This window comes from Massilibacteroides vaginae (assembly GCF_900178525.1).
Lineage (GTDB): Bacteria > Bacteroidota > Bacteroidia > Bacteroidales > Tannerellaceae > Massilibacteroides > Massilibacteroides vaginae.
The window spans coordinates 292,034-315,558 of sequence record NZ_FXDJ01000007.1 but is presented as its reverse complement, the minus strand read 5'-3'; the positions used below and the strand labels follow the sequence as shown (position 1 = coordinate 315,558).

General features: G+C 40.6%; 23 protein-coding genes and 2 tRNA genes. 15 read left to right on the top strand and 10 right to left on the bottom strand.

Annotation, left to right across the window (positions count from 1 at the left end):
* Position 1 precedes the first annotated feature (1 nt).
* The gene (fabD, locus tag B9Y81_RS04310; RefSeq protein ID WP_085535765.1) at positions 2-883 is read right to left on the bottom strand and encodes an ACP S-malonyltransferase; all 882 of its coding nucleotides are present in this window, start codon (positions 881-883) and stop codon (positions 2-4) included.
* Positions 884-1,058: 175 nt separating this feature from the next.
* On the opposite strand from fabD, the gene B9Y81_RS04305 reads away from it, so the two are divergent.
* On the top strand, positions 1,059-1,253 hold the full coding sequence (locus B9Y81_RS04305; RefSeq protein WP_085535764.1) for a Sec-independent protein translocase subunit TatA/TatB: 195 nt from the start codon (positions 1,059-1,061) through the stop codon (positions 1,251-1,253).
* Between the two features lie 6 nt (positions 1,254-1,259).
* Positions 1,260-2,084 carry a twin-arginine translocase subunit TatC gene (gene tatC, locus B9Y81_RS04300; protein ID WP_085535763.1) on the top strand — a complete coding sequence of 275 codons (825 nt, stop codon included), beginning with the start codon at positions 1,260-1,262 and terminating at the stop codon, positions 2,082-2,084.
* A gap of 80 nt (positions 2,085-2,164) precedes the next feature.
* Here the strand turns inward: tatC and B9Y81_RS04295 are convergent, their stop codons facing one another.
* Positions 2,165-2,716, bottom strand: a complete 552-nt coding sequence (locus tag B9Y81_RS04295; RefSeq protein WP_085535762.1) for a 30S ribosomal protein S16 — start codon at positions 2,714-2,716, stop codon at positions 2,165-2,167.
* A gap of 155 nt (positions 2,717-2,871) precedes the next feature.
* Between B9Y81_RS04295 and B9Y81_RS04290 the strand changes: the two genes are divergently transcribed.
* The 3 genes from B9Y81_RS04290 to B9Y81_RS04280 all read left to right on the top strand — a co-directional run bounded on the left by B9Y81_RS04290 (position 2,872) and on the right by B9Y81_RS04280 (position 5,108).
* Positions 2,872-4,089: a dicarboxylate/amino acid:cation symporter gene (locus B9Y81_RS04290; protein WP_085535761.1), complete on the top strand. Its 1,218-nt coding sequence runs from the start codon at positions 2,872-2,874 to the stop codon at positions 4,087-4,089.
* Between the two features lie 394 nt (positions 4,090-4,483).
* The gene (locus B9Y81_RS04285) at positions 4,484-4,663 is read left to right on the top strand and encodes a type II toxin-antitoxin system HicA family toxin (RefSeq protein WP_085535760.1); all 180 of its coding nucleotides are present in this window, start codon (positions 4,484-4,486) and stop codon (positions 4,661-4,663) included.
* A 49-nt stretch (positions 4,664-4,712) separates the two neighbouring features.
* The gene (locus B9Y81_RS04280; protein WP_085535759.1) at positions 4,713-5,108 is read left to right on the top strand and encodes a type II toxin-antitoxin system HicB family antitoxin; all 396 of its coding nucleotides are present in this window, start codon (positions 4,713-4,715) and stop codon (positions 5,106-5,108) included.
* 147 nt (positions 5,109-5,255) lie between these two features.
* Here B9Y81_RS04280 and B9Y81_RS04275 read toward each other — a convergent pair.
* A tRNA-Pro gene (locus B9Y81_RS04275) sits at positions 5,256-5,328 on the bottom strand.
* Positions 5,329-5,627: 299 nt separating this feature from the next.
* On the opposite strand from B9Y81_RS04275, the gene purH reads away from it, so the two are divergent.
* The 6 genes from purH (at position 5,628) to rodA (ending at position 12,921) form a co-directional block, all read left to right on the top strand.
* Positions 5,628-7,151 (top strand): bifunctional phosphoribosylaminoimidazolecarboxamide formyltransferase/IMP cyclohydrolase, encoded by a 1,524-nt coding sequence (gene purH / locus B9Y81_RS04270; RefSeq protein WP_085535758.1) that lies wholly within the window; start codon positions 5,628-5,630, stop codon positions 7,149-7,151.
* Positions 7,152-7,171: 20 nt separating this feature from the next.
* A complete protein-coding gene (locus tag B9Y81_RS04265) occupies positions 7,172-8,191 on the top strand; it encodes a rod shape-determining protein (RefSeq protein WP_085535757.1) in 1,020 nt (339 codons plus the stop codon).
* A gap of 80 nt (positions 8,192-8,271) precedes the next feature.
* On the top strand, positions 8,272-9,129 hold the full coding sequence (gene mreC / locus B9Y81_RS04260; protein ID WP_085535756.1) for a rod shape-determining protein MreC: 858 nt from the start codon (positions 8,272-8,274) through the stop codon (positions 9,127-9,129).
* Positions 9,122-9,640, top strand: coding sequence for a rod shape-determining protein MreD (gene mreD, locus B9Y81_RS04255; RefSeq protein ID WP_085535755.1), 519 nt, complete (start codon positions 9,122-9,124; stop codon positions 9,638-9,640). Before mreC ends, mreD begins: the two co-directional genes overlap by 8 nt.
* Positions 9,630-11,486, top strand: coding sequence for a penicillin-binding protein 2 (mrdA, locus tag B9Y81_RS04250; protein ID WP_085535754.1), 1,857 nt, complete (start codon positions 9,630-9,632; stop codon positions 11,484-11,486). Before mreD ends, mrdA begins: the two co-directional genes overlap by 11 nt.
* Positions 11,476-12,921, top strand: coding sequence for a rod shape-determining protein RodA (gene rodA, locus B9Y81_RS04245; protein WP_085535753.1), 1,446 nt, complete (start codon positions 11,476-11,478; stop codon positions 12,919-12,921). Before mrdA ends, rodA begins: the two co-directional genes overlap by 11 nt.
* Here rodA and B9Y81_RS04240 read toward each other — a convergent pair.
* The 5 genes from B9Y81_RS04240 to B9Y81_RS04220 all read right to left on the bottom strand — a co-directional run bounded on the left by B9Y81_RS04240 (position 12,881) and on the right by B9Y81_RS04220 (position 18,132).
* A complete protein-coding gene (locus B9Y81_RS04240) occupies positions 12,881-13,402 on the bottom strand; it encodes a gliding motility lipoprotein GldH (RefSeq protein WP_085535752.1) in 522 nt (173 codons plus the stop codon). The two genes, rodA and B9Y81_RS04240, sit on opposite strands and share 41 nt — an antisense overlap.
* Positions 13,362-14,693, bottom strand: a complete 1,332-nt coding sequence (locus tag B9Y81_RS04235; protein ID WP_085535751.1) for a PSP1 domain-containing protein — start codon at positions 14,691-14,693, stop codon at positions 13,362-13,364. The genes B9Y81_RS04240 and B9Y81_RS04235 overlap by 41 nt, the downstream gene beginning before the upstream one ends.
* A 263-nt stretch (positions 14,694-14,956) precedes the next feature.
* Complete coding sequence (locus B9Y81_RS04230) at positions 14,957-16,051, bottom strand: phosphotransferase enzyme family protein (protein ID WP_085535750.1); 1,095 nt, start codon at positions 16,049-16,051, stop codon at positions 14,957-14,959.
* A gap of 83 nt (positions 16,052-16,134) precedes the next feature.
* On the bottom strand, positions 16,135-17,511 hold the full coding sequence (locus B9Y81_RS04225) for a 3-keto-disaccharide hydrolase (RefSeq protein WP_085535749.1): 1,377 nt from the start codon (positions 17,509-17,511) through the stop codon (positions 16,135-16,137).
* A gap of 549 nt (positions 17,512-18,060) precedes the next feature.
* Positions 18,061-18,132: transfer RNA gene (locus B9Y81_RS04220), tRNA-Met, on the bottom strand.
* A 157-nt stretch (positions 18,133-18,289) separates the two neighbouring features.
* Between B9Y81_RS04220 and B9Y81_RS04215 the strand changes: the two genes are divergently transcribed.
* From B9Y81_RS04215 to B9Y81_RS04200, 4 genes are read left to right on the top strand one after another with little or no spacing between them, the layout of a single operon-like run.
* Complete coding sequence (locus B9Y81_RS04215; RefSeq protein WP_085535748.1) at positions 18,290-18,877, top strand: TetR/AcrR family transcriptional regulator; 588 nt, start codon at positions 18,290-18,292, stop codon at positions 18,875-18,877.
* Positions 18,878-18,886: 9 nt separating this feature from the next.
* Entirely contained in the window at positions 18,887-19,831 is a 945-nt protein-coding gene (locus B9Y81_RS04210) for a 3-oxoacyl-ACP synthase III family protein (RefSeq protein WP_085535747.1), read from the top strand.
* Positions 19,832-19,850: 19 nt separating this feature from the next.
* Entirely contained in the window at positions 19,851-20,597 is a 747-nt protein-coding gene (gene fabG, locus B9Y81_RS04205) for a 3-oxoacyl-[acyl-carrier-protein] reductase (RefSeq protein WP_085535746.1), read from the top strand.
* Position 20,598: 1 nt separating this feature from the next.
* Positions 20,599-21,273, top strand: coding sequence for an RluA family pseudouridine synthase (locus B9Y81_RS04200; protein WP_085535745.1), 675 nt, complete (start codon positions 20,599-20,601; stop codon positions 21,271-21,273).
* Here the strand turns inward: B9Y81_RS04200 and B9Y81_RS04195 are convergent.
* Together B9Y81_RS04195 and B9Y81_RS04190 are read right to left on the bottom strand one after the other, a co-directional pair.
* Positions 21,244-22,221 (bottom strand): DMT family transporter, encoded by a 978-nt coding sequence (locus B9Y81_RS04195; protein WP_085535744.1) that lies wholly within the window; start codon positions 22,219-22,221, stop codon positions 21,244-21,246. The two genes, B9Y81_RS04200 and B9Y81_RS04195, sit on opposite strands and share 30 nt — an antisense overlap.
* The gene (locus tag B9Y81_RS04190; protein ID WP_085535743.1) at positions 22,203-23,489 is read right to left on the bottom strand and encodes an MATE family efflux transporter; all 1,287 of its coding nucleotides are present in this window, start codon (positions 23,487-23,489) and stop codon (positions 22,203-22,205) included. The genes B9Y81_RS04195 and B9Y81_RS04190 overlap by 19 nt, the downstream gene beginning before the upstream one ends.
* Positions 23,490-23,525: the final 36 nt, after the last annotated feature.

Genomic DNA, 23,525 nt, shown 5'->3' with positions numbered 1-23,525 from the left:
ATCAGCTGCGTCCTTCAGTAAGAATTTCTTTATTTACTTTCTTAACAAGACCTTGAAGAACCGCACCCGGACCTAATTCAATAAAATGATCAGCACCGGCTGTTAGCATATTTTCTACAGACTGTGTCCAGCGAACAGGTGCAGTTAATTGAGCAACCAAATTTGTTTTGATCATATCCGGATTAGATTCGGCTTTTGCGTTTACGTTTTGGTAGATCGGGCAAATCGGAGCCTTAATTGTTGTGTTCTTAATCGCTTCGGCCAATTCTGCACGTGCCGGTTCCATTAAAGGAGAGTGGAATGCACCGCCTACTTTAAGTTTCAAAGCCCGTTTAGCACCTGCTGCCAATAACTTTTCGCAAGCTGCATCAATGCCTTCGTTTGTTCCTGAAATAACGATCTGTCCCGGACAATTATAGTTTGCCGGAACAACAACTTCTCCAGTTATTGATAAACATACTTCTTCAACTTTTTCATCAGGCAAGCCTAATACTGCTGCCATTGTGGAAGGAGATGCTTCACATGCTTTTTGCATAGCAAGAGCTCGTTTGTACACTAACGATAAACCATCTTCAAAAGAAAGCGCGCCGGCTGCTGTTAAGGCGGAGAATTCGCCCAGTGAATGTCCGGCAACCATATCCGGTTGAAACTCTTCACCTAATGTTTTTGCCAGAATAACCGAATGTAGGAAAATAGCAGGTTGCGTAACTTTTGTTTGTTTCAAATCATCATCCGTACCTTCAAACATCAGGTCTGTGATGCGAAATCCTAATACCTTATTTGCTTTTTCAAACAGCTCTTTTGCTAGAGGGTTGTTGTCGTAAAGGTCTTTGCCCATACCAACGAACTGGGCTCCCTGCCCGGGGAATACATAAGCTTTCATATTTCTAATCTTTTTCTAATTTCAGATTTTTAAGACGCCGCAAAGGTAATAATTTTGAAATAGATTGGGCGTAGATCATTACAAATAGTATCTTTGCCTATGTCTGAAGTTCTATTATGAAGGATGTAATCAGCACAAGAAGTGGGATATTAATAACAATTAAACAAATTATATCATGAACAATCTATTATTTATTGGAAACCTGGGTACAGGTGAGATTATTATCATTGCAATCATTGTTCTTCTGCTGTTTGGTGGTAAGAAAATTCCTGAACTAATGAAAGGTATTGGTAAAGGCGTGAGAAATTTCAAAGACGGCGTAAAAGGTTTAGAAGACGATATCAAAATCGACGATACAGATAAGAAATAAAAGAAGATGCAACAGGAAGAAATGTCATTCTGGGATCACCTGGAAGAACTTCGTTGGACTCTCTTTCGTGCCATCTTAGCGCTTTTTATTTTTGCTATCGCAGGGTTTGCTTTTATGCCTTATCTCTTTGATAAGGTGGTATTAGCTCCGACTACATCCGATTTTATTATTTACCAATGGATGTGTAAGATAAGCTCGCAGACATCGTTGTTACCCGATTTTTGCAGTGATACTTATCATGTAGAGATTGTCAATATAAAACTGGCATCTCAGTTTTTTACACACATGACCACCTCCTTCTGGCTCGCAATACTGCTAACATTCCCCTATCTTATGTACGAAGTATGGAGGTTTATTAGTCCGGCGTTGTACGAGAACGAAAAGAAAAACGTTCGTTGGGTCTTTTTCTTTGGTACAATGATGTTCTTTTTGGGATGTACTGTTGGGTATTTTATGGTTTTCCCGATGACTTTACGATTTTTGGCGACTTATCAATTAAGTGAAGCCATTCTGGAACAAGTCTCACTTGAATCATATATGGATAATTTTTATATGTTGATTTTTGTTATGGGAGTTGTTTTTGAAATGCCATTGGTATCCTGGTTATTGTCTAAGATCGGGTTGATTAACAGATCTTATTTTCATAAATACAGACGTCACGCGATCGTGTTTTTATTGGTGGGAGCCGCATTTATTACGCCAAGTAGTGATCCATTTACATTAGGTATTGTGTTCTTTCCGCTATATGGCCTGTATGAATTAAGTGCATTCTTTGTGAGGAAGGCGCCAAAAGAAGATGACGAAGATGAATTAGAAGAAGCTAACGATTAATCGTAGCAAACAAATAGAGCTACATAAAAAAAAGGATGTTGATTATTCAACATCCTTTTTTTTATGACTGAACTTAGAAATTATTCAGCACTTGCTTCCGGAGCATCTGTAGCAGGAGCTTCTGCTACTTCTGCGCTATCACCTGCTTCGGCTTCAGCCTTAGCTGCGGCAAGTTCTGCTTTTTTCTTTGCTACTTTTTCTGCAATTGCTTTGTTAACTGCTTTCTCCGCTTCTAAACGCGCCTTGTCAGCAGCTCTTGCTGATTCAGCTTCTTGTGTTTTGATAGATTGAATAGAAGCTTCTTTGTTTGTTAACCAAGCCTGAAATTTTGTTTCTGCTGCAGCTTCGTCAAAAGCACCTTTCTTTACACCTTCTAAAAGGTGTTTTTTCATACATACACCTTCGCGAGAAAGGATATTGCGAGTAGTGTCTGTAGGTTGTGCACCTACTTGTAACCAATACAACGCTCTTTCGAAATTCAAATCTATTGTAGCAGGATTAGTGTTCGGATTATATGAACCTATCCTTTCAATAAACTTTCCATCACGTGGAGCCCTGCTGTCTGCGACTACGATCTGGTAAAAAGCATACCCTTTACGACCGTGTCTTTGCAATCTAATTTTTGTTGCCATGTTTGAATAATTAATTTATGCATTTGTATTGCGGGTGCAAAGATATGATATTTTATTACAAAAAGAGAACTTTAATAATGGATAATATTAAAGAATTTGGTTAAGTTTAAAACCTGAAATTCAAATACGAACTAAAATCCAATATTATTAAACCCATGAAACTCTCTAAACTACCCTTACTTGCAAGAGTTGCAATAGCTATTGTGTTAGGCTTAGCCTTTGGTTATATATTTCCCGAGTGGTTGTCGCGTATTTTTGTGACATTCAATAGCTTTTTCTCACAGTTTCTCGGGTTTTGCATACCTTTAATAATATTAGGATTGGTTGCTCCGGGTATAGCCGATTTAGGAAATAATGCCGGTAAGTTATTGCTCTTTACGGTTGGAATAGCTTATGGATCGACGCTTTTTTCGGGATTTATGACCTATTTTTCGTGTGAAGCAGTATTCCCGCTAATTGATGTGGGTACACAAAATACGGGTGGAGCTATTGTAAACCCGGCAGAAGCGATGCTGAATTCTTATTTCGTAATCGAAATACCACCATTGTTTGATGTTATGACAGCATTGGTGCTTGCTTTTGTATTGGGCTTAGGCGGAACTGTGTCGAAAAATGGAGGAGCAACAATAAAATCGCTCCTTACTGATCTAAAAGAGATTGTGGAGATAGTGATCAGCAGAGTGATCATTCCGCTGTTGCCGCTTTATATATTCGGTATGTTTTTAAATATGAGCACTTCGGGTAGTGCATTCAGTATAATTTCTACTTTCGGTAAGGTAATAGGTGTAATCTTTGTACTTCACATTCTACTCCCGTTAATCCAATATTTCGTTGCCGGATCCATTGTGAAGAAAAATCCGTTTAAACTACTGTGGACTATGATGCCGGCGTATGCAACCGCCTTAGGCACATCCTCTTCGGCTGCAACTATACCGGTTACGCTGCGGCAGACATTGAAAAATGGCGTAAACGAAGATGTGGCCGGCTTTTGTGTTCCGTTGTGCTGCACCATCCATCTGGCAGGAAGTACATTGAAAATAACAGCCACAGCATTGGCTGTATGTATGATAACAGGCTACCCGCACGATTTGGCAACATTCGCAGGTTTTATTTGCATGCTGGGAATTATAATGATTGCAGCACCGGGTGTTCCCGGAGGAGCTATAATGGCAGCAATCGGTCCGTTGCAATCAATACTCGGTTTCGGTGAAGCGGATGTGGCGTTGATGATAGCCGTCTACATCGCGATTGATAGTTTTGGCACTGCCTGTAATGTTGTTGGAGACGGTGCCATCGCGTTGGTTCTGGATAAAATATATAAAAAACCAAACACCGACGTTTCAACCGAATTAACATTTCAAAATCAGCCTTAAAGTAGAGGCGTTTTTTTACATTACTATATAATTGAAAAGATATCCTTTATTTTTCCGAAAATATCCTTTATTTTCGGAAAAATAACCTTTGTGTTTTTGTCAATATACAATGCCCTGATTATCAGTGGTGTATATGAATCTCAAAAAAGAGGAGAAAAAGCCCTGTTTTTAACTTAAAAAATGAAAAAAATCTACCAATAGGATGCTTCTGTTTTGGTCATTGTTGAATTTTAATAGGGCAGCAATGTCATAGTGATTAATATTAGTACAGTATAACAGTTCTTCTTGTGATAAGTAAGACGGTTTTATGATGGAAATATTTCTATCAAAAAGATTGGTTGTGATGGAAATATTTCCTACATTTGTGGTGTAATCAAAAGCGATATTTGAGTTAATGAAGTACAAAGAATTTCACAGAATGATTACCCGTCAGGGATGGGTTAAGGTTCGACAAAGTGGAAGTCACGTAATCTACGAGAAAGATGGTTTAAAGTACACAGTGCCGGATCATGGCTCTAAAGAGATTCCGGAAGGACTTCGGCTTAGATTGCAAAAGGATATGGGGCTTAAATAGCCCCCATCCTTCATTTGAATTTATTATATATTAATTTTTTTAACTGGTTATGAAAAAAAATATTTTAAAAGCTATTATCACAGGTGGGAAAGACCAGTTTGGTGTCTGGATTGAAAATGTACCTGGAGTATATGGTGCCGGCGACACAGTTGAAGAGACAAAAAACAGTTTATTAGAAGCGATTAAGTTGTTGAAAGAAGAAGGAGACAAGTTGTTTTCCGAACCATATGAAATAGAGTTTACTTTTGACACCTCCGGATTCTTAAAATACTATTCTAAGTACATCTCATTTGCAGGTATGAAAGAAATTACCGGAATAAATCAAAAACAATTATGGAGTTATGCCGCAGGGTATAGAAATCCAAGTAAAGAAACATCTAAAAAGATTTTTAATAGTATTCAGGAGTTCTCAAAAGAGATAGGTAAGGTTCATTTTAGCTTTTGATTACAAAGAACTTGATTTGCCCTGGCCTTAGTGTCGGGGCTTTTATTCGGTATATCTTTAGGGATAAGTATAGGATATAATACTCTTTACCGCTATCTACGACCAAGGGCAAACGAATTGAATATCAATTCATTTGCCCTTGTTGAGTCGGGATAAGAAGACTCGAACTTCCGACCTCCACGTCCCGAACGTGGCGCGCTACCAACTGTGCTACATCCCGATTGTATAACCTTCGTTATACGAGGCGCAAAGATATAGTATTTTTATACATATTGAAAATTAGAATCGGAAAAAATGTTGTTTTTATCCGGGTTTGTGCGGATCTTATTCATTGACAATTATATAAGGCACTGGGTTTTGTGATGACGAATATTGATTTAGTGTGAAAAAAAATAAAAACACGAGAAAGTTTATTGAAATAGGAGATATGTTCCGTTTTTTTGTCGGGGGGTGAGAATATTAGAATATAAATAGCTATTTTTGTCTTCCTAAATGAATTAGAATAAGAAAAACTGTAAAATGGCTGCAACAAAACGAATTAAACGAGCTCTGATTTCTGTGTTTCATAAAGACGGGCTTGACGAAATAATAAAAAAACTGCATGCGGAAGGTGTTAGTTTTATTTCTACAGGAGGTACAAAATCTTTTATAGAATCTTTAGGTTTACCCTGCGAAGCGGTGGAAGACCTTACCGGCTTTCCTTCCATTTTAGGCGGTCGGGTTAAAACATTACATCCGAATATTTTCGGAGGAATTCTTGCCCGCAGAGAAAATGAGACTGACCAAACCCAATTGGCTCAATACAACATTCCCGAAATAGACTTAGTAATTGTCGATCTGTATCCCTTCCGGGAAACAGTGGCTTCCGGCGCCGAAGAACAGGCAATTATAGAAAAAATAGATATAGGTGGTATTTCATTGATTCGCGCGGCTGCTAAAAACTTCAAAGATGTAGTGATTGTGGCTTCTAAGGATCAGTATTCTCCGCTTTTTCAATTACTTGAAGAGAAGGGAGCAGAAACAACAATTGTTGATCGTAAATGGTTTGCTAAAGAAGCTTTTGCGGTTTCTTCAGGCTATGATAGTGCTATCTTTAATTACTTTGACGATAGGGATGGCTCGGTTTTGCGTGTTGCGGTAGACGAAAAGAAGCATTTGCGTTATGGAGAAAATCCACATCAGAATGCTGATTTCTATGGCAAGTTTGAAGCTATGTTCGATCAGATACACGGAAAAGAAATATCATACAATAATTTACTGGATATCGATGCTGCGGTAGGACTGATCGATGAGTTTGATGAAAACACGTTTGCTATCCTTAAGCATAATAATGCTTGTGGAATAGCGTCACGCCCAACTGTGCTCGAAGCATGGAAAGATGCTTTGGCAGGTGATCCGGTTTCTGCTTTTGGAGGAATTTTAATCTCCAACGCCATTATCGATAAAGAAGTGGCGGAAGAGATCAGTAAAATTTTCTTTGAAGTAATTATTGCTCCGGATTATGACACGGATGCGTTAGAAGTGCTTATGCAAAAGAAAAACCGCATTATTTTGATACGTAAACAATTGAGAACTTGCCCGGTGCAGTTCCGTTCTTTGCTGAACGGCGTATTGGTGCAGGAGAAAGATTTGAGTATTCAAACTGCTGCTGATCTGGAACCAATCACAAACAAACAACCGGATGCAAGAGAAATCGAGGATTTGTTGTTTGCTAATAAGTTGGTAAAACATAGCAAGTCAAACGCAATCACTTTGGTGAAAAATAAACAATTATGCGCAAGCGGAATTGGACAAACATCACGTGTTGACGCTCTTAGACAGGCAATTGAAAAAGCTAATTCATTTGAATTCGATTTAAACGGTGCCGTGATGGCTTCGGATGCATTTTTCCCTTTCCCTGATTGTGTGGAAATTGCCGCGAAAGCCGGAATTACGGCTGTTGTGCAACCGGGTGGATCGGTGAACGACAAACTGTCTGTCGACTATTGCAATGAACACGGTGTGGCAATGGTGAAGACAGGCGTACGCCACTTTAAACATTAATTTTGTAAAGAAAAAGAACAATGGGATTATTCTCTTTTACGCAAGAGATTGCAATTGATCTCGGAACGGCCAATACTATAATTATCACAAATGGGAAAATTGTAGTAGACGAACCTTCCGTAGTCGCTTTAGATAGAAGAACAGACAAAGTACTGGCCGTTGGCGAGAAGGCCAGACAGATGCACGGTAAAACGCACGAAAATATACGGACTATCCGTCCGCTCAGAGATGGGGTAATCGCGAACTTCTTTGCTGCAGAGCAAATGATTCGCGGAATGATTAAGATGATAAACCCACGTGGACGCTGGTTTTCTCCTTCACTCAGAATCGTTGTTTGTATTCCTTCCGGCAGTACGGAAGTGGAGTTGCGTGCAGTTCGCGACTCGGCAGAGCACGCCGGTGGTCGGGAAGTTTATATGATCTATGAACCAATGGCTGCTGCTATCGGTATCGGTATAGACGTAGAAGCACCCGAAGGAAACATGATTGTTGATATAGGTGGAGGTACAACCGAAATTGCGGTAATCTCACTTGGAGGTATTGTTTCAAACAAATCCATTCGTATTGCCGGTGATGATCTGACTGCTGATATTATGGAGTACATGCGAAGACAACATAATGTAAAGGTAGGTGAGCGCACGGCTGAGTTGATAAAGATAAATGTAGGTTCGGCTTTGACCTCGCTGGAAAATCCTCCCGAAGATTATATTGTACACGGACCTAATCAGATGACTGCTTTACCGATGGAGGTTCCTGTTTCCTATCAGGAGATAGCGCATTGTCTGGAAAAGTCGATCTCTAAAATGGAAGCTGCGATATTAAGCGCACTTGAACAGACTCCCCCCGAATTGTATGCCGATATTGTAAGAAACGGTATCTACCTTGCCGGTGGAGGTGCTTTGATGCGCGGTTTGGATAAGCGATTAACAGACAAGATCAACATTAAGTTCCATATTGCCGAAGATCCGCTTCACGCAGTAGCTAAGGGAACCGGTATCGCGTTGAAAAATATTGATAAGTTTAATTTCCTTATCCGATAACCGGGCGGTAAGTTGACTGTTGAATAGTGATAGTGATTTTTGTCGATTACTGGTTATTGGCAGCCAATAGATAGGATGATATGCGTAAACTGCTCGAATTTCTGGTCAGCAAAAGGCATTGGTTTTTATTTATTTTACTTGAGATTATTTCCTTTGTTTTTATTTATCGTAATAATGCTTATCAAAGGAATATAATCTTGAGTTCAGCCAATGTTGTGACCGGACGTATCGCGTCGATAACCGGTTCGCTCACTTCTTATATGGACCTGCGGGAGATTAACCGCGACCTTTCTGAACGCAACGGGCAGTTGGAAATGGAGTTGCTCCGGATTCAGGAACAATTGGAAATATTGCAAGCAGACACCCTTTTGTTTCAAGGTTTTGCCCCTGATTCTACCGAGCGTCCATTTCCTTATGACTTCGTGATGGCCAGGGTGATATATAATAGTGTGAGCTATGCGTCTAACTTTATTACAATAAATAAAGGAAAAGAGGATGGAATATCTCCTGATATGGGTGTAGTTTCAGACAAAGGAGTGGTAGGAGTAGTGGCCTCGGTTTCCGACCACATGGCGCTAATCCTCCCCATACTTAATCCGAAATTTAATCTAAGTTGCAAAGTAAAGGGCAGTAGCTATTTTGGGTCGATGACCTGGAATGGTCGGAGCATTAAATATGCGAATCTGGAGCAATTGCCGCGACATGTTGAGTTTCTACAAGGAGATACGATCGTTACCAGTGGTTTTTCAACTATTTTTCCTCCAGGAATTATTGTAGGTACAATTCACGCATTCCAGAAAGAAAGGGATGATAATTTTTTCTCTTTAGATGTTGAATTGTCGACAGACTTTGCGTCGCTAAGTAATGTTCGTGTGTTGCGGAATTACCGGCAAGAAGAACAGAGAACATTAGAACAGGAGGGCAGAAAGAATGATTAGAAATATCATTAGAGGGTTGTTGTACTTCATCGTGTTCGTAACAATACAAGTATTGATACTGAACAATATTTACTATTTGAGGATAGCCACTCCATTTCTGTATCTTTACTTTTTGCTCAAACTTCCGGTTGGTGTTTCCAACTCAGCCATGTTATTGATTTCTTTTGTGACCGGACTAACTATAGATGTCTTCTCGAATACGCCGGGGATGCATGCTGCCGCTTGTACTTTCGTTGGTTTTTTCAGGGCAGGAATGATACGTTTGCTTATAGGAAAGGAATTACTCGAAGGAGCTTATCCTTCGTATTCAGTCTTCGGAACAGGAGGCTTTTTACGGTATACGGTTATGTTTGTTGTTCTGCACCATGTTGTTTTGTTTTTAGTGGAGTCTCTTACTTTATTTGATCCCTTGTTTTTGGTGATCCGCATACTCTCAAGTGCTTTGTTAAGTGTTGTTCTGATTGCTATTGTTGAAGCCTTTAATATGGAGGCCGTTAAAAATGGAGAATAATACGAAATACAATCTTTCCAACAGGCGTTATGTTTTAATTTCGGCAATAATTGTTGTCACGATAGTTTTTATTATCAGGTTGTTTTACCTTCAGGTTATAGACAGTGATTATAAAGCCAAAGCCAACAACAACGCTTTTCTGAATAAAACGCTTTATCCTTCCAGAGGACTGATCTATGATCGGAACGGTAAGCTGCTGGTTTTTAATCAACCGGCCTATGATGTTATGCTTATCATGCGCGAGATTCAGCCCTTCGATACAACAGATTTCTGCAATATACTCGGAATAACAAAAGATATATTCGTTAAACGCATTGAAGAGATAAAGAACAGAAAATTAAATCCCGGATACTCTTCTTACGTACCACAGACTTTTATGAATCAATTGTCTGAAAAGGAGTACGGTGCTTTGCAGGAGAAATTATATAAATTCCCGGGATTCTATATACAAAATACCACCATTCGGAAATATGAATTTCCTTACGCAGCTCATGTTTTAGGCAGCGTTGGAGAAGTGAACCGAAAGGATATGGAAGAAGACAGTTATTATGTAAGAGGTGACAATTCGGGTCGTACCGGAGTAGAGCGTTCCTATGAAACTGTATTAAGAGGCGAAAAAGGTGTCGAAATTCTATTGCGGGATGCGCATGGACGCATTAAAGGGCGTTATGAAGAAGGGATACATGATGTATCTCCTGTTTCCGGCAAGAGTCTGACGCTTTCCATTGATATGGATCTTCAAGCTTATGGAGAAGAACTAATGCAAAATAAGCTGGGCGCAATTGTGATGATCGAGCCCACTACGGGAGAAGTGCTTTGTATGGTTTCATCGCCTACTTTTGATCCGGGCATTTTAGTTGGCAGACAGCGGGGGAAGAATCATAAATTATTAGAAACCGACCCCAATAACCCTCTTTACGGACGTGCATATATGGCGGCCTATCCTCCGGGGTCAACTTTCAAACCGGCACAAGGACTTGTTTTTTTGCAGGAAGGTGTAATCAATTCTCAAACATTATATACTTGTGCGCATGGTTATCCATTTAGAAATGGCAAACCTGCCTGCCACTGGCATCCGTCTCCGACTAACCTCGTTGGGGCTATTGCTACCTCTTGTAATGCCTATTTCTGTTGGGGGCTGCGTGACTTGTTAGACAGCAGGAAGCGATATCCGAATGTGCAGGAAGCTTTTGAGGTCTGGAAGAATCATATTGTGAGTATGGGATACGGTTATCGATTAGGTATTGACTTGCCGGGCGAAAACCGAGGATTTATCCCCAGCAGCAAAACATACGATAAGCCCTACAAGAAAAGATGGAATTCAAGCACAATCATATCTATAGCGATAGGACAAGGAGAAATACAAACAACCCCTCTCCAGATTTGTAATCTGGCAACTACGATAGCGAACAGGGGATATTTTATTACACCGCATGTGGTAAAAGAAGTTCAGGATACGCCTATGGATACGCTATATACAAACAAAAGATACACGTCTGTTGAAAAAAGACATTATGATTTAACCGCGGAAGGGATGCGTATGGCGGTTGTGGCAGGAACTTGTCGTGGTGCGGCTCTTCCCGATATTGAAGTTTGCGGAAAAACAGGTACCGTGGAAAATCCCGGAGGTAAAGACCACTCGGCTTTTATGGGGTTTGCTCCGTACGACAAACCACAGGTAGCCATTTCTGTATTTATCCAAAATGCCGGATTCGGAGCAACCTATGCTGTGCCGATCGGTAAATTAATGTTGGAAAAATACCTGAAAGGTACGATCTCTGAAGAGAGTCAATACACAGAACAATATATAAAAAATGCCGTAATTACTCCTACAAATGTCTATTAGGAAAGTCAGCATATTGAAGTCGATTGACTGGTTAACCATTCTGTTTTATATTATTATGGTTATAGCCGGTTGGTTCACAATATGTGGTGCCAGCTATGAATACGATAGTATGAGTCTGTTTGATGTAGCCGGTCGTCCGGGATCGCAATTACTTTGGATAGGCTTGTCGGTGGGGCTGGTGTTTATTATAATGATGCTGGATAAAGATATCTTTGATGTCTTTGCTTATTTTATTTATTTCATAATCGTTCTTTTATTAATAGCTACCATATTCTTAGCACCGGATATTAAAGGTTCCGGATCCTGGTTGGTACTTGGGCCTGTTCGTTTGCAACCTGCGGAGTTTGCCAAGTTTGCAACCGCGTTGGCTGTGGCCCGCTTTATGAGCCAGTATGGCTTTAAGCTAAACACGCCTAAGAACTTTGTGTCCACACTGCTGCTTATTTTTATTCCGATGATATGCATTTTGTTGCAAAAAGAAACAGGTTCGGCACTTGTTTATTTGGCTTTCTTTCTTGTTTTATACCGGGAAGGAATGTCCGGAAAGGTATTGCTCATAGGCTGTTGCGCAGTATTGTTCTTTGTTACAAATATGAAATTTCTTGACGTGATTGTTGGAATAACTCCTTTAGGAGAGTTGATTGTAACATTGATGATTTTGGTCATAACAACCATCCTGACAGTAGGTGCGAGTAGAAATAAAGGCATACTTTATTGGATTGTCTCCATCATCGCTTTCGCGTTTCTTGCCGGATATATTGTGTCTTTGCTTGTGCCTGTAAATTTTTATTGGATCGCATTAGCGTTAACTTTATCACTCTGTTGCTATCTTTTATATCTTGCTTTTCGAACCTGGATAATGAAATATGCGTTGATCGCCATTTTTGCTTTGGGTTCTATCGCGTTTTTGTTTTCCATAGAATATGTTTTTGATAATATACTTGAACCCCATCATCAGGTACGTATAAAGGTGTCGTTGGGATTGGAAGACGATCCTACCGGAGCCGGCTATAACGTAAATCAGTCGAAGATAGCGATTGGTTCGGGCGGATTAACTGGCAAGGGCTTTCTTAATGGTACGCAAACGAAACTAAAATATGTGCCCGAACAGGAAACCGACTTTATCTTTTGTACAATCGGGGAAGAACATGGCTTTGTTGGCTCAACTTTGGTTGTTTTATTATTCAGCGCTTTTATTATCCGGCTTATACAATTAGCCGAACGGCAGGAAACGGCGTTTGCACGTATATATGGCTATAGCGTAGCTTCTATATTCCTCTTTCATTTAGTGATTAACATCGGAATGGTGATTGGGCTTACTCCTGTTATAGGTATCCCTTTGCCCTTCTTTAGTTACGGAGGATCTTCACTGTTGGGCTTTACAATACTTCTGTTTATTTTCCTTCGGCTGGATTCGTCGAGACGGGGGAATTGACGGATTTGGACACTTTAAGCCCTAACTCCTGTATCCCTTTCAGATTGTCATTTCGCATACCCTGTCTGAAGCTGAACGTATGCTGACCTTTATGGCTGAAGTAATAGTTCTTTCTCAGAGGTGTGCTTAATTGAAACAACGATATACCTTGTCCATACCATTTGCCGTAATCATCGGCAAGCATACATTCTACCGTGTCTCTTCTTAAAGCTCCCACCGGACGCTCTTCTCCACAGAACAGCCAAAGATTCTGGTATGGATACTGATTGTTATTCCTGATTTCAAGCGTTATATCATAGGGTACATCTATGTCGTCCACCATAAATGTGAAATAATATTCTTTATCCTTATTCCATACGGTATTCTCTATGATCTGATATTGATCATAGAGAACATCGTATTTACAGGAAAAACACAAGAATGCGATGCCAATTAAAAGACTAATCCTTTTTATTGCCTTGATCTGTAGAAGGTCCCGCATTCTTTATTTTAGGTTTGTTATTATCAGACTCCTTGTTGTTTGGCGCATCAGGTTTCCGGCGCATACGATTATTGCGGTTGAAAGGCGGACGCTTTTTAGCTTCTCCTTCCGGTTTCTGTGCTTCATCCTGATTGTTTTTTACTACCTTCTGAGGTCTCGGTCTGTTTTTTACCGGTGCGGAATTATCGGTAACCTCTCCGTTTTCTTTATTCTCTCCGGGCCTTTTGTTTTTCTTTTTCTTCTTTTTCGGAGCGGTGGGCGAGTCAAAACGGGTTACGCTATCTTGCCCAAGAATATCCATGGCGTCTCGTTTGGGCGGTTGAGGTTTAGCATCAGCCTCAAGTACTACCGGCTTGTTGCCCTTTTTGTTCATGTTTATTATGTCGAAAACACGGCTGGCCGGGATAGTTACCAAGTTTGCGGCGAAAGACTTATCGGTAGAGTAGGTGATTTCGCGTTTAAATATATCTGTTTTAAAATGGTAATACGAATTATCTTTCGTTTCCAATACGATTTCGCGTGAGGGCAATCGTTTTTGCGCATCCACGTAAGCATCTACTTCGTAGTTCAGACAACATTTCAGTTTAGCGCATTGGCCTGCCAGTTTTTGCGGATTCATGGAGATATCCTGATAACGAGCAGCTCCTGTTGCTACCGAAACAAAACTGGTCATCCACTTTGAACAACAAAGTTCGCGACCGCACGGACCTATTCCCCCGATTCTGCCGGCCTCTTGACGCGCGCCGATCTGTTTCATTTCGATACGTACCCGAAAGTTTTCCGCTAATACTTTGATCAGTTGCCTAAAGTCTACACGTTCGTCGGCGATGTAGTAGAAAATCGCTTTGTTGCCGTCTCCCTGATACTCCACATCCCCGATTTTCATATTCAGTCCTAATTCCGAGGCAATTTGGCGCGAGCGGATCATTGTGGCGTCTTCTTTAGCCTTTGCTTCTTCAAATTTTTCAATATCAGCAGGCTTTGCCAAACGGTAAACTTTCTTTACTTCCGATTCTTCCGTTGTACGAACATTGTTCTTTTTCATTTGAAGCAAAACAAGCTTTCCGGTGAGTGTAACCGTACCAATGTCATGACCCGGCGAAGCTTCTACCGCAACCACATCTCCTTTTACCAAGGGGATTTTCGTGTTGTTCAGGTAATACCCTTTTCTTGTATTTTTAAATTGAACCTCAATGAAATCCGTTGCTTTATCGGCATCGGGCACATCACATAACCAATCGTACGTATTTAATTTATGATCTTGCTTTTTGCAGCATCCTTTTCCACTCATGCCGCAGCAGCTTCTATATTGTTTAAATTCCATTGTTTGTCTATAATATATATATAGTATATGTTGAATATACAAAATTAGTGAATAATTCGTATTCTATTGCATGATGCTTTATGAAAACGCATTATAGTCAATTCATTGACAAAATGAATGGGGCGATTAATCGGGTATTACTGAGGTGTATCCCAAAAAAAACCCGGTCTACTCTGTGAATAGCCGGGATTGTTTTTGTTTAATCAAAAAGAGCTGTTATTCGGTCGGTTTTACAACCATTCTTTCATGAAATTATCCATTTCCGCTGCATGTTCTTCCAGACTTTGAAGTAGTTTGAACTGTGCTTTAGTGCGAATCAGGTTGTGTTTCGGACTTTTTATTTTATAGTATGTGTCTCCATTGATGTAATCGGTAAGGAAACGCACGGTCTGCATATAGGTTAAAAGTCGTCCGCCATAGGGCAGCAAACTTATTTCCAGCGGACTTAAAAAGGCTTTAGCTGTTTCCATATAGCCACGGGTGTAAGATTTGAATATGTCCATGTTAACAAAAACCCGATCCAGGTTTTCATCATCTTCGGCCCCTGCGTTCGCTCCTGTGCGGATAAAGTCGCCTATATCAGACAAAACAAAACCGGGCATAACCGTGTCTAAATCGATAACACATAAAACCTTGCCGTTTTCATCAAAAAGTATGTTGTTTACCTTGGTGTCGCAATGATTGGTTCTTTTTGTTAGCTTTCCTTCTCTGTACAATTCTTCCTGAATGCACATTGACTTAGCTCGCTTTTCAATCTCGTTTACCAGATCCTGCACTTCGTTTAAGCGGTTAGCCGCATTGGCCTGTACCGCTTCGCGAAATTGTTGCAGGCGGAACTCCATGTTGTGAAAATTAGGGATAGTTTCTCCTAACGCACCTTCTGGCAAATCGGCCAGCATGAATTGAAAATCACCAAAGGCTTTACCGGCTTCAAAAGAAAGTTCGGGTGTGATCTCTTCAAAGCTCCGGCTACGTGGGATAAACAAACAAACGCGCCAATAACTTTCGCCGTCAAAATAATATAATTGTCCATCTAAAGTAGGCAGAAAAGTCAACACCTTGCGATCAATATCTTTTTCGCCACGCGCTTCCAGTTTCTTGCGGATGTGTTTCGTAACTTTATTAATATTTCCCTGCAACATATCCACGTTTGTGAATATCTGATGATTGATTCGTTGCAGTATGCATAAGGTTTCATTCGCGTTGTTTGTAACCTTCAGTGTGTCATTGATATGACCGTTTCCAAACGGTTCGATTGTTCCGATTGTTCCTTCCAGCGGAAAACGCGAAAGAATTTCCAAATACTGTTCTTTAGTTTTAGACATGATATTATATTTAAGTTAGTAAGCATACATCCGGCAAAAATAAGAAAAGCCTTCGTAAGCAGGAAATAGTTTATTGATTTATTCTATTTCAACTCGCGAACTTTTATACTGCGGAAAGCCACTTCGTCGCCATGATCCTGCAATAAAAGACGTCCTTTTTCCGCTTCACCGAAGCGACCGAACTCGTTATACATTTTAGCCGCGTATTTGCTACCTTTCACCGCTTCGCGGAAAGCATCAGATCCACGTACATATTCAAGCGTTTTCATGCCATTCAGCCAATACTCCACTTTGTTGTCGGGAAACGCTTTGAGCACAACCTGATTCCATTGGCCAATGCCGTTGAACCGTTTGTTGGTAGCCGGAATCATATCATACAGACTGGCCAACGTGCGACTTCCGTCTACCGAAGTAGATAGTTTTGCATCCGGGTGTTTGCTGTCATCCAGTAGCTGATATTCCAATCCAAAAGCCGATCCGCTTGGTTTTTCTTTCTCTGTTACGAAATATTTGATTCCGCTATTAGCGCCTTCGGTTAGTTTAAACTCCAGTTTAAGTTCGAACGCAGAATACTCGTCAACCGTTACAATATCTCCACCATTGGTCGATTCTCCACCGCCGGATTTTAAAACGATCAGCTGTCCGTTTTCCACTTTCCAACCATGATCCGGGAATTTTTCTTTATGAGCACCACGCCATCCGTTTGTAGTGTTTCCATCGAACAGTAACTTCCAACCGTTTGATTTTTCCGAATCAGTGAGGTAATTAGGAATGCGGTTTGTTTCCGCTGTTAATTCACCTTGCATACGTTCAGCATCCAGATTTTCCGTTTTTATACGGATGTTTCGCCATTTAATCTGCTTGCCATCTTTAGCGTCGTCTTTGCCGATGCCATGCACCTGAAAAGCAATAAAACCGCTTGCATCCTCCTCGTCAAATAAATTAGCCGTATTTACACCATTCAGCCAAATGCGGATGTTATTTCCGATCGCTTCAATGCGATATTTATTCCAATCATCTCTTTTGTAAGCTTTCTGTCCGGCCGGATTGTCGGTAAGCGGAACCAACCAACCGCGACGGGCTTCATCGTAAATACCTCCGCTCCATGCACGGTCTGAAGGGTCAATTTCGCACTGATAACCATGTACGCGTCCATTATTATATTCCGGTTTGCTCTGACTGCGAAACTGAACGCCCGAGTTTAATACCGGATCACATAACACTTCAAACTCTAAAATAAAGTCGCCATAGTTTTTTTCTGTTGCCAAGAAGCTGTTTGGTTGTCCTTTAACCGAAGTTCCTACCATACAACCATCCACTACTTCATAAGGCGCCTCTCCGTTGAGCTGCACAAAACCAGTGAAGTCTTTTCCGTTAAATAACTTATGCCATCCATCATTCGGCTGACAACTACAAAGCAGTACAAGAGCTGCAACTGCCCAATTTACATGTTTCTTCATAACATTCGTTTTTTTATAAATAGTAACATTGAATTATTGTGCTAATGCCCAAACAGGTTTATTCACTGAATCCACATCAAATGTGTACGTGCACAAATGTATAATGATTGATTGAATTAATGCTTCATTTAGCATTTTTTTTAAGAAATAATAGAGGAAAAAGCTACGATTTCGTGTGTTTTCGAATTAATAACCGGATTTAGAGCAAAAAACCGATTGAACGAAGCCTTGTAACAATCGGAATTAACATTTCAATTTTACTGCTAAAAAAGGACTGCTTTAAATACATCCTTTATGTTTAAATAAATATCCTTTATTTGTGAAAAAATATCCTTTATTTTCAGAAAAATAACCTTTATAAATTTGGGAACAATTATTGTGCTGATTGTCAGGTTGTTATGATGGACTCATTTTTAGTGGTAAAAAAGCATGATTTTAACTTAAAATTGCGGGAAAATTGGGGGCAGGAGAAGAAAAATCGGGGGGCAGAAGAGAAACTATCTATTAGGGCAAAAAAAAAGAACCACATTACTGTGATTCTTTATTTTGTTGCGGAGGCAAGACTCGAACTTACGACCTTTGGGTTATGAGCCCAACGAGCTACCACTGCTCCACTCCGCGATATAGTTGCTATCATTACTTGATTGCGAGTGCAAAGGTATTGAAAGATTTTAATAAAACAAATTATATGTAAGTTTTTTTTAATCCTCTTGGTAGATACAATCTTTTTTGAGTACTTTGCGCACATATTCAATTAATTTGTGCAGTATAATTCTAAATGACAGTTTCTAAAACACGAGATATGCTTGTTGATGTTGCCCGGCAATTATTTGCCCGGTCGGGTGTAGACAATACGACAATGAACGACATAGCGCAGGCATCGCGTAAAGGAAGACGCACGCTTTATACCTATTTTAAAAATAAAAATGAAATATATCTGGCTGTAGTAGAGTCTGAACTGGATAGATTACATAAAATCTTGGTTGAAGTGGCGGCTAAAGAATTACCTGCCGATGAAAAATTATTAACTTTTATTTACGCCAGATTAGATGCTGTAAAAGCAATAGTTTTCAGAAACGGCACGTTGCGGGCCACTTTCTTCAGAGATATCTGGCGGGTTGAAAAAGTGAGGAAGAGTTTTGATCTGCGCGAGATTGAGATTATTAAAAAAATTCTGGCTGATGGCGTAAAAGAAGGGGTTTTTTGTATGCCTGATGTGGAGATAACAGCTCTTGTATTGCACCATGCCCTGAAAGGGATAGAAGTACCTTATATCCGGGGGAAAATGGGAGACAATATTTCACAGAGAATAAAGAGACGAGATAACGTAATGAATTTGATATTCAACGGAATAAGGATCAAATAAAGATTTAAAATGTTTATTAATGCAACTGGATATTATGTGCCGGAAGAGAGAGTACATAATCAACACTTTCTTAATTTGAATGGCTTAACGAGTGAGTGGATTGAACAACGGACAGGTATTATAACCCGATCCAAGGCAAAAGATGAAGAAAATATTAATACAATGGGACTGAAGGCGATTAACAATGCGTTGTCTAAATTACCATACGATATAAAGGAGGTGGACTTGATAATTTCCGCCTCTTATTCTCCATTTGATACAGTAGCAACCGCGGCACATGTTGCGCAACGCGAATATGGCATAGAGAAGACAAAAGCCTTGTATCTTTCTTCTGCCTGTTCTTCGTTTGTGAATGCACTGGAAGTGGTGGAAGGTTATTTTGCAATGGGTAAGGCTACCAAGGCGTTAATTATTTCAGCAGATAAAAATTCTGCGTATTATAATGAAACGGATCCCAAATCCGGACACCTTTGGGGAGATGCGGCAGCCGCGTTTTTTATCTCAAAAGATAAAATGGCAGACAATGAACCTGAAATTGTAGATATATTCACGGAAGGGCTTGGACATATCAGTAAAGGACCGGAGGGAGTACAACTTCGACCTATACATGGTGGAATTAGGATGCCCGAAGGAAAGGATGTTTTTATACAAGCCTGTACCTACATGCCCAAAAATGCCCTTTATTTGCTGGAGAAAAATGGATATACGTTGGATAACTTGAGTTATCTGATCGGTCATCAGGCAAATATGCGGATTATGGCCAATATCGCGAAACAATTAAACCTTGAAGATGAACGAATATTGCATAATATTAAAGAGCTTGGAAATACCGGTTCGGTAAGCTCCGCGCTTGTTTATGCTCAAAATACAGAAAAATACAAGTCTGGAGATTTGATTTGCCTTACCGTGTTTGGTGGCGGTTACTCGGCCGGTGCTTGTTTGATTAAATGTTAAATATTTTAATAATAAGATTATGAAGTTACTGGAAGGAAAAGTGGCCTTAGTTACCGGAGCTGCTCGTGGTATCGGAAAGGCAATTGCTTTGAAATTTGCCTCAGAAGGTGCTGATGTAGCCTTTACCGATTTGAACATCGATGAAAACGGTTTGGCTACCCAGAAAGAAATAGAAGCCTTTGGTGTAAGAGCAAAAGGGTATGCGTCTAATGCTGCTGATTTCGAAGATACGCATAATGTAGTTGCAGAAATAGTGAAGGATTTCGGACGTGTGGATATTTTGGTGAACAATGCCGGAATCACTCGTGACGGACTGATGATGCGTATGACCGAGCAACAGTGGGATATGGTTATCAACGTAAACCTGAAGTCTGCCTTCAATTTTGTTCATGCGCTTACTCCGGTTATGATGAAACAAAAATGTGGAAGCATTATTAACATGGCTTCTGTTGTTGGTGTTTCGGGTAATGCAGGGCAGAGCAACTATTCGGCTTCAAAGGCAGGTATGATCGGGCTGGCTAAGAGTATCGCTAAAGAATTAGGATCTCGCGGAATCCGTGCCAATGCCATTGCTCCGGGATTTATTATTACAGATATGACTGCTGTGCTTTCTGAAGAAGTAAAAGCTGAATGGGCTAAACAAATTCCTCTACGTAGAGGTGGAACGCCGGATGATGTGGCTAATACCGCGGTATATCTTGCTTCTGATCTTTCATCATACGTAACAGGCCAGGTGATCAACGTTTGTGGCGGAATGAATACCTGATATGGAAGTTATCTACGAAGACAATCACCTGATCGCTGTAAATAAAACTTGCAGCGAGATTGTACAAGGAGATAAAACCGGTGATACTCCTCTTTCCGACATGCTTAAGGCGTGGCTGAAAGAGAAGTATTGCAAACCCGGAAATGTTTATGTCGGGGTTACTCATCGTTTGGACCGCCCGGTAAGCGGTCTTGTTTTATTTACTAAAACCAGCAAAGCGTTACCCCGAATGAACGAAATGTTCCGCAACGGGGATATCAAAAAAACGTATTGGGCAATCGTGAAGAACCGTCCTCCGCAGGAAGAAGGGGAGTTGGTACATTGGTTGGTGCGTAATGAAAAGCAAAACAAGAGTTATGCTTACGATACGGAAAAACCGGAATCAAAGAAGGCGATCCTTCATTACAAACTGATAGCAACTTCAGACAATTACTATTTGCTTGAGATAGATCTCAAAACCGGACGGCATCATCAAATACGTTGTCAGTTAGCAAAAATGGGTTGTCCGATAAAAGGCGATTTGAAGTATGGGGCAGACCGTTCAAATAAAGACGGGGGTATAAGCTTGCATGCCCATAGCGCTGAGTTTATTCATCCGGTATCTAAGCAGCCGGTAAAAATAATCGCTCCCGTACCCGATGATAATTTATGGCTTGGTATTACCGCCGGACTTTAATCCGGCGTTTTTTATTGCCTCTTCCTCGTCTAATTGTGCTTTAGACTTACTCTTCGTTACAATATAAACGCCTGCGAACACAAGCACAATGGCAAGCGATTTGCTCAATCCGAATGTATCCATTCCCCACAGTATCGTTACAACCGAAGCAACGATCGGTTGCATGTAATTATACATTAGCGCAACAGTAGGGCGTAGCAATCGCTGTCCTACCGGCACAAGGAAATAGGTAATAAACGTTCCGCCAACCACAACATAGGCAATCCCTATATAAATATCCATTGACAGAGCCGGGAAATCGATTGCAGTAATATGGTTGTAGGAGAAAGGTATGCAGCAAACCGAGGCATACATAAACATCCACTTCATTAATGTGACCGGAGAATACCGTCCGATCAAACCTTTGAAAAGCACAAAATATATGGAATAACTAAACTGCGCCAATAAACACAATAAATCACCTCCGATATTTCCGGCGTTGCCACCGGTTGTTGTTTGCTGACTTCCCATAATCAAAAGCAAAGCCCCGGATGCACCGACAAATATGCCTGATATTTTCTTTCCCGTAATAGGCTCTTTCAGGTAAAGGGCTGCGACAATCATCGTTATGATCGGGCTTGTTGTAGTTACGATTGAAGCGTTGATCGGAGAGGTAAGCGAAACACCCATAACGTAAGATCCTTGGTTGAAAACGATCCCCAATAAGGCGGCAAAGAAGAGGCGTATCATATCTTGCGGACTTACTTCTTCTTTCTTTGTGAAGCAGGAGGCTATCCAGAATAGGATGGCGGCGCCAACTAAACGAAATGTGGTAAGTGATATCGCGTCAATTAATCCGGATGATAATACCTTTTTGGATATCGGAGCCATTAATCCCCACAAAATATTGGCTGTAAGCATCGCCAGATGTCCCCGATAATCCGATAGCCTTAATTCGTTTTTTTCCATGACGTTGTTTTCTTGTTAAACCGGTAGCCTAATACAATACCTAATGCGGTAAGGCTTATCGGAAAGCCCGACCAAATGCCTAATGGTCCCCAATCCAAGATAAATCCACAGAAATATCCGAGCGGTAGCGCAATTCCGAAGTGACATACAAAAGCAGAATAAGCAAGAAACTTCACATCGGAAATGCCTCTTAATGCATTAGCAAACAAAATCTGCATTCCGTCTCCAAACTGATAAAGAATAACCGGGAAGGCCAATAAAGCGGCCATTCTGACCACATCTTCATCGTCTGTGAAAAGATAACCCATATAGTTGCGACATAGAAAAATGATAAGCATAACGCTTAATGCTAACCATATAATAATGTGCAGACCGGCAAATGCGGTGCGGCGCGCGTTAACTATATCGTTTTGTCCTTTACACATACTCACCCGGATAGCTACCGCAGCACCAATACCGTAATAAATCATGAAGCCTAAAGTTGTGACTACGCCTACAATCTGATGCGCAGCCAAGGCCACGCTTCCTATCCATCCCATCATAAGCACACTCAGACTGAAAGAGCCACTTTCTACACCCATCTGAATCCCAACCGGAATGCCCATGCGGAACAACAATCCCTGAGAGTTTCGATTGATAAATGAGTTTTTGAAACCTATACGGAATTCTTGATACTTGGGGTGAAACAGAAACAGCAGGCAAAACAGAATAAGGGCAAGAATACGTATGGCAAGAGTAGTCATTCCCGCACCATTTAATCCCATCTCCGGACAACCGAAGTTGCCGTAGATAAAGAGATAATTACCAAATATGTTTATTACGTTCGTTCCAAGCATGATCCACATCGGAGTAACTGTATCACCCATGCCATCGCTGAATTGTTTGAAGGCATTAAACAGCATCACGAAAGGAATAGATGCTAATTGCAGTAGGTAGTAAGGAATGATGAGGGGGATTAGTTCTGTAGGTTGGTTGAGTTTGTTTATGTTCAATATGAGGATGGTCATAGCAACAACAAGTCCTATGCCGATCAGGAAATTGCTTAATAAGCTATTCTTTAGAATTGCTCCGGCATCACGGGGTTCTTTTCGGGCGGTAAGCGCACTGATAATCGGAGTAAGTCCATACGAAAAGCCAATGCCGAAAATAGAGGCCAGCGTGAAGAAGTTGTTTACAAACGAGGCGGCGGCCAATTCCTCCATACTATGGTGACCTACCATAATATTATCGGCAAACCCAACAATGATAATACCCAGTTGTCCCAACATGATAGGGACACCCAATTGTATTATTTGTTTATAATG

Bases quoted from the DNA above. Each gene is read 5' to 3' on its own strand.
- fabD (WP_085535765.1), bottom strand. From the start codon at position 883: ATGAAAGCTTATGTATTCCCCGGGCAGGGAGCCCAGTTCGTTGGTATG.
- B9Y81_RS04305 (WP_085535764.1), top strand. From the start codon at position 1,059: ATGAACAATCTATTATTTATTGGAAACCTGGGTACAGGTGAGATTATT.
- tatC (WP_085535763.1), top strand. From the start codon at position 1,260: ATGCAACAGGAAGAAATGTCATTCTGGGATCACCTGGAAGAACTTCGT.
- B9Y81_RS04295 (WP_085535762.1), bottom strand. From the start codon at position 2,716: ATGGCAACAAAAATTAGATTGCAAAGACACGGTCGTAAAGGGTATGCT.
- B9Y81_RS04290 (WP_085535761.1), top strand. From the start codon at position 2,872: ATGAAACTCTCTAAACTACCCTTACTTGCAAGAGTTGCAATAGCTATT.
- B9Y81_RS04285 (WP_085535760.1), top strand. From the start codon at position 4,484: ATGAAGTACAAAGAATTTCACAGAATGATTACCCGTCAGGGATGGGTT.
- B9Y81_RS04280 (WP_085535759.1), top strand. From the start codon at position 4,713: ATGAAAAAAAATATTTTAAAAGCTATTATCACAGGTGGGAAAGACCAG.
- purH (WP_085535758.1), top strand. From the start codon at position 5,628: ATGGCTGCAACAAAACGAATTAAACGAGCTCTGATTTCTGTGTTTCAT.
- B9Y81_RS04265 (WP_085535757.1), top strand. From the start codon at position 7,172: ATGGGATTATTCTCTTTTACGCAAGAGATTGCAATTGATCTCGGAACG.
- mreC (WP_085535756.1), top strand. From the start codon at position 8,272: ATGCGTAAACTGCTCGAATTTCTGGTCAGCAAAAGGCATTGGTTTTTA.
- mreD (WP_085535755.1), top strand. From the start codon at position 9,122: ATGATTAGAAATATCATTAGAGGGTTGTTGTACTTCATCGTGTTCGTA.
- mrdA (WP_085535754.1), top strand. From the start codon at position 9,630: ATGGAGAATAATACGAAATACAATCTTTCCAACAGGCGTTATGTTTTA.
- rodA (WP_085535753.1), top strand. From the start codon at position 11,476: ATGTCTATTAGGAAAGTCAGCATATTGAAGTCGATTGACTGGTTAACC.
- B9Y81_RS04240 (WP_085535752.1), bottom strand. From the start codon at position 13,402: ATGCGGGACCTTCTACAGATCAAGGCAATAAAAAGGATTAGTCTTTTA.
- B9Y81_RS04235 (WP_085535751.1), bottom strand. From the start codon at position 14,693: ATGAGTGGAAAAGGATGCTGCAAAAAGCAAGATCATAAATTAAATACG.
- B9Y81_RS04230 (WP_085535750.1), bottom strand. From the start codon at position 16,051: ATGTCTAAAACTAAAGAACAGTATTTGGAAATTCTTTCGCGTTTTCCG.
- B9Y81_RS04225 (WP_085535749.1), bottom strand. From the start codon at position 17,511: ATGAAGAAACATGTAAATTGGGCAGTTGCAGCTCTTGTACTGCTTTGT.
- B9Y81_RS04215 (WP_085535748.1), top strand. From the start codon at position 18,290: ATGACAGTTTCTAAAACACGAGATATGCTTGTTGATGTTGCCCGGCAA.
- B9Y81_RS04210 (WP_085535747.1), top strand. From the start codon at position 18,887: ATGTTTATTAATGCAACTGGATATTATGTGCCGGAAGAGAGAGTACAT.
- fabG (WP_085535746.1), top strand. From the start codon at position 19,851: ATGAAGTTACTGGAAGGAAAAGTGGCCTTAGTTACCGGAGCTGCTCGT.
- B9Y81_RS04200 (WP_085535745.1), top strand. From the start codon at position 20,599: ATGGAAGTTATCTACGAAGACAATCACCTGATCGCTGTAAATAAAACT.
- B9Y81_RS04195 (WP_085535744.1), bottom strand. From the start codon at position 22,221: ATGGAAAAAAACGAATTAAGGCTATCGGATTATCGGGGACATCTGGCG.
- B9Y81_RS04190 (WP_085535743.1), bottom strand. From the start codon at position 23,489: ATGTTGGGACAACTGGGTATTATCATTGTTGGGTTTGCCGATAATATT.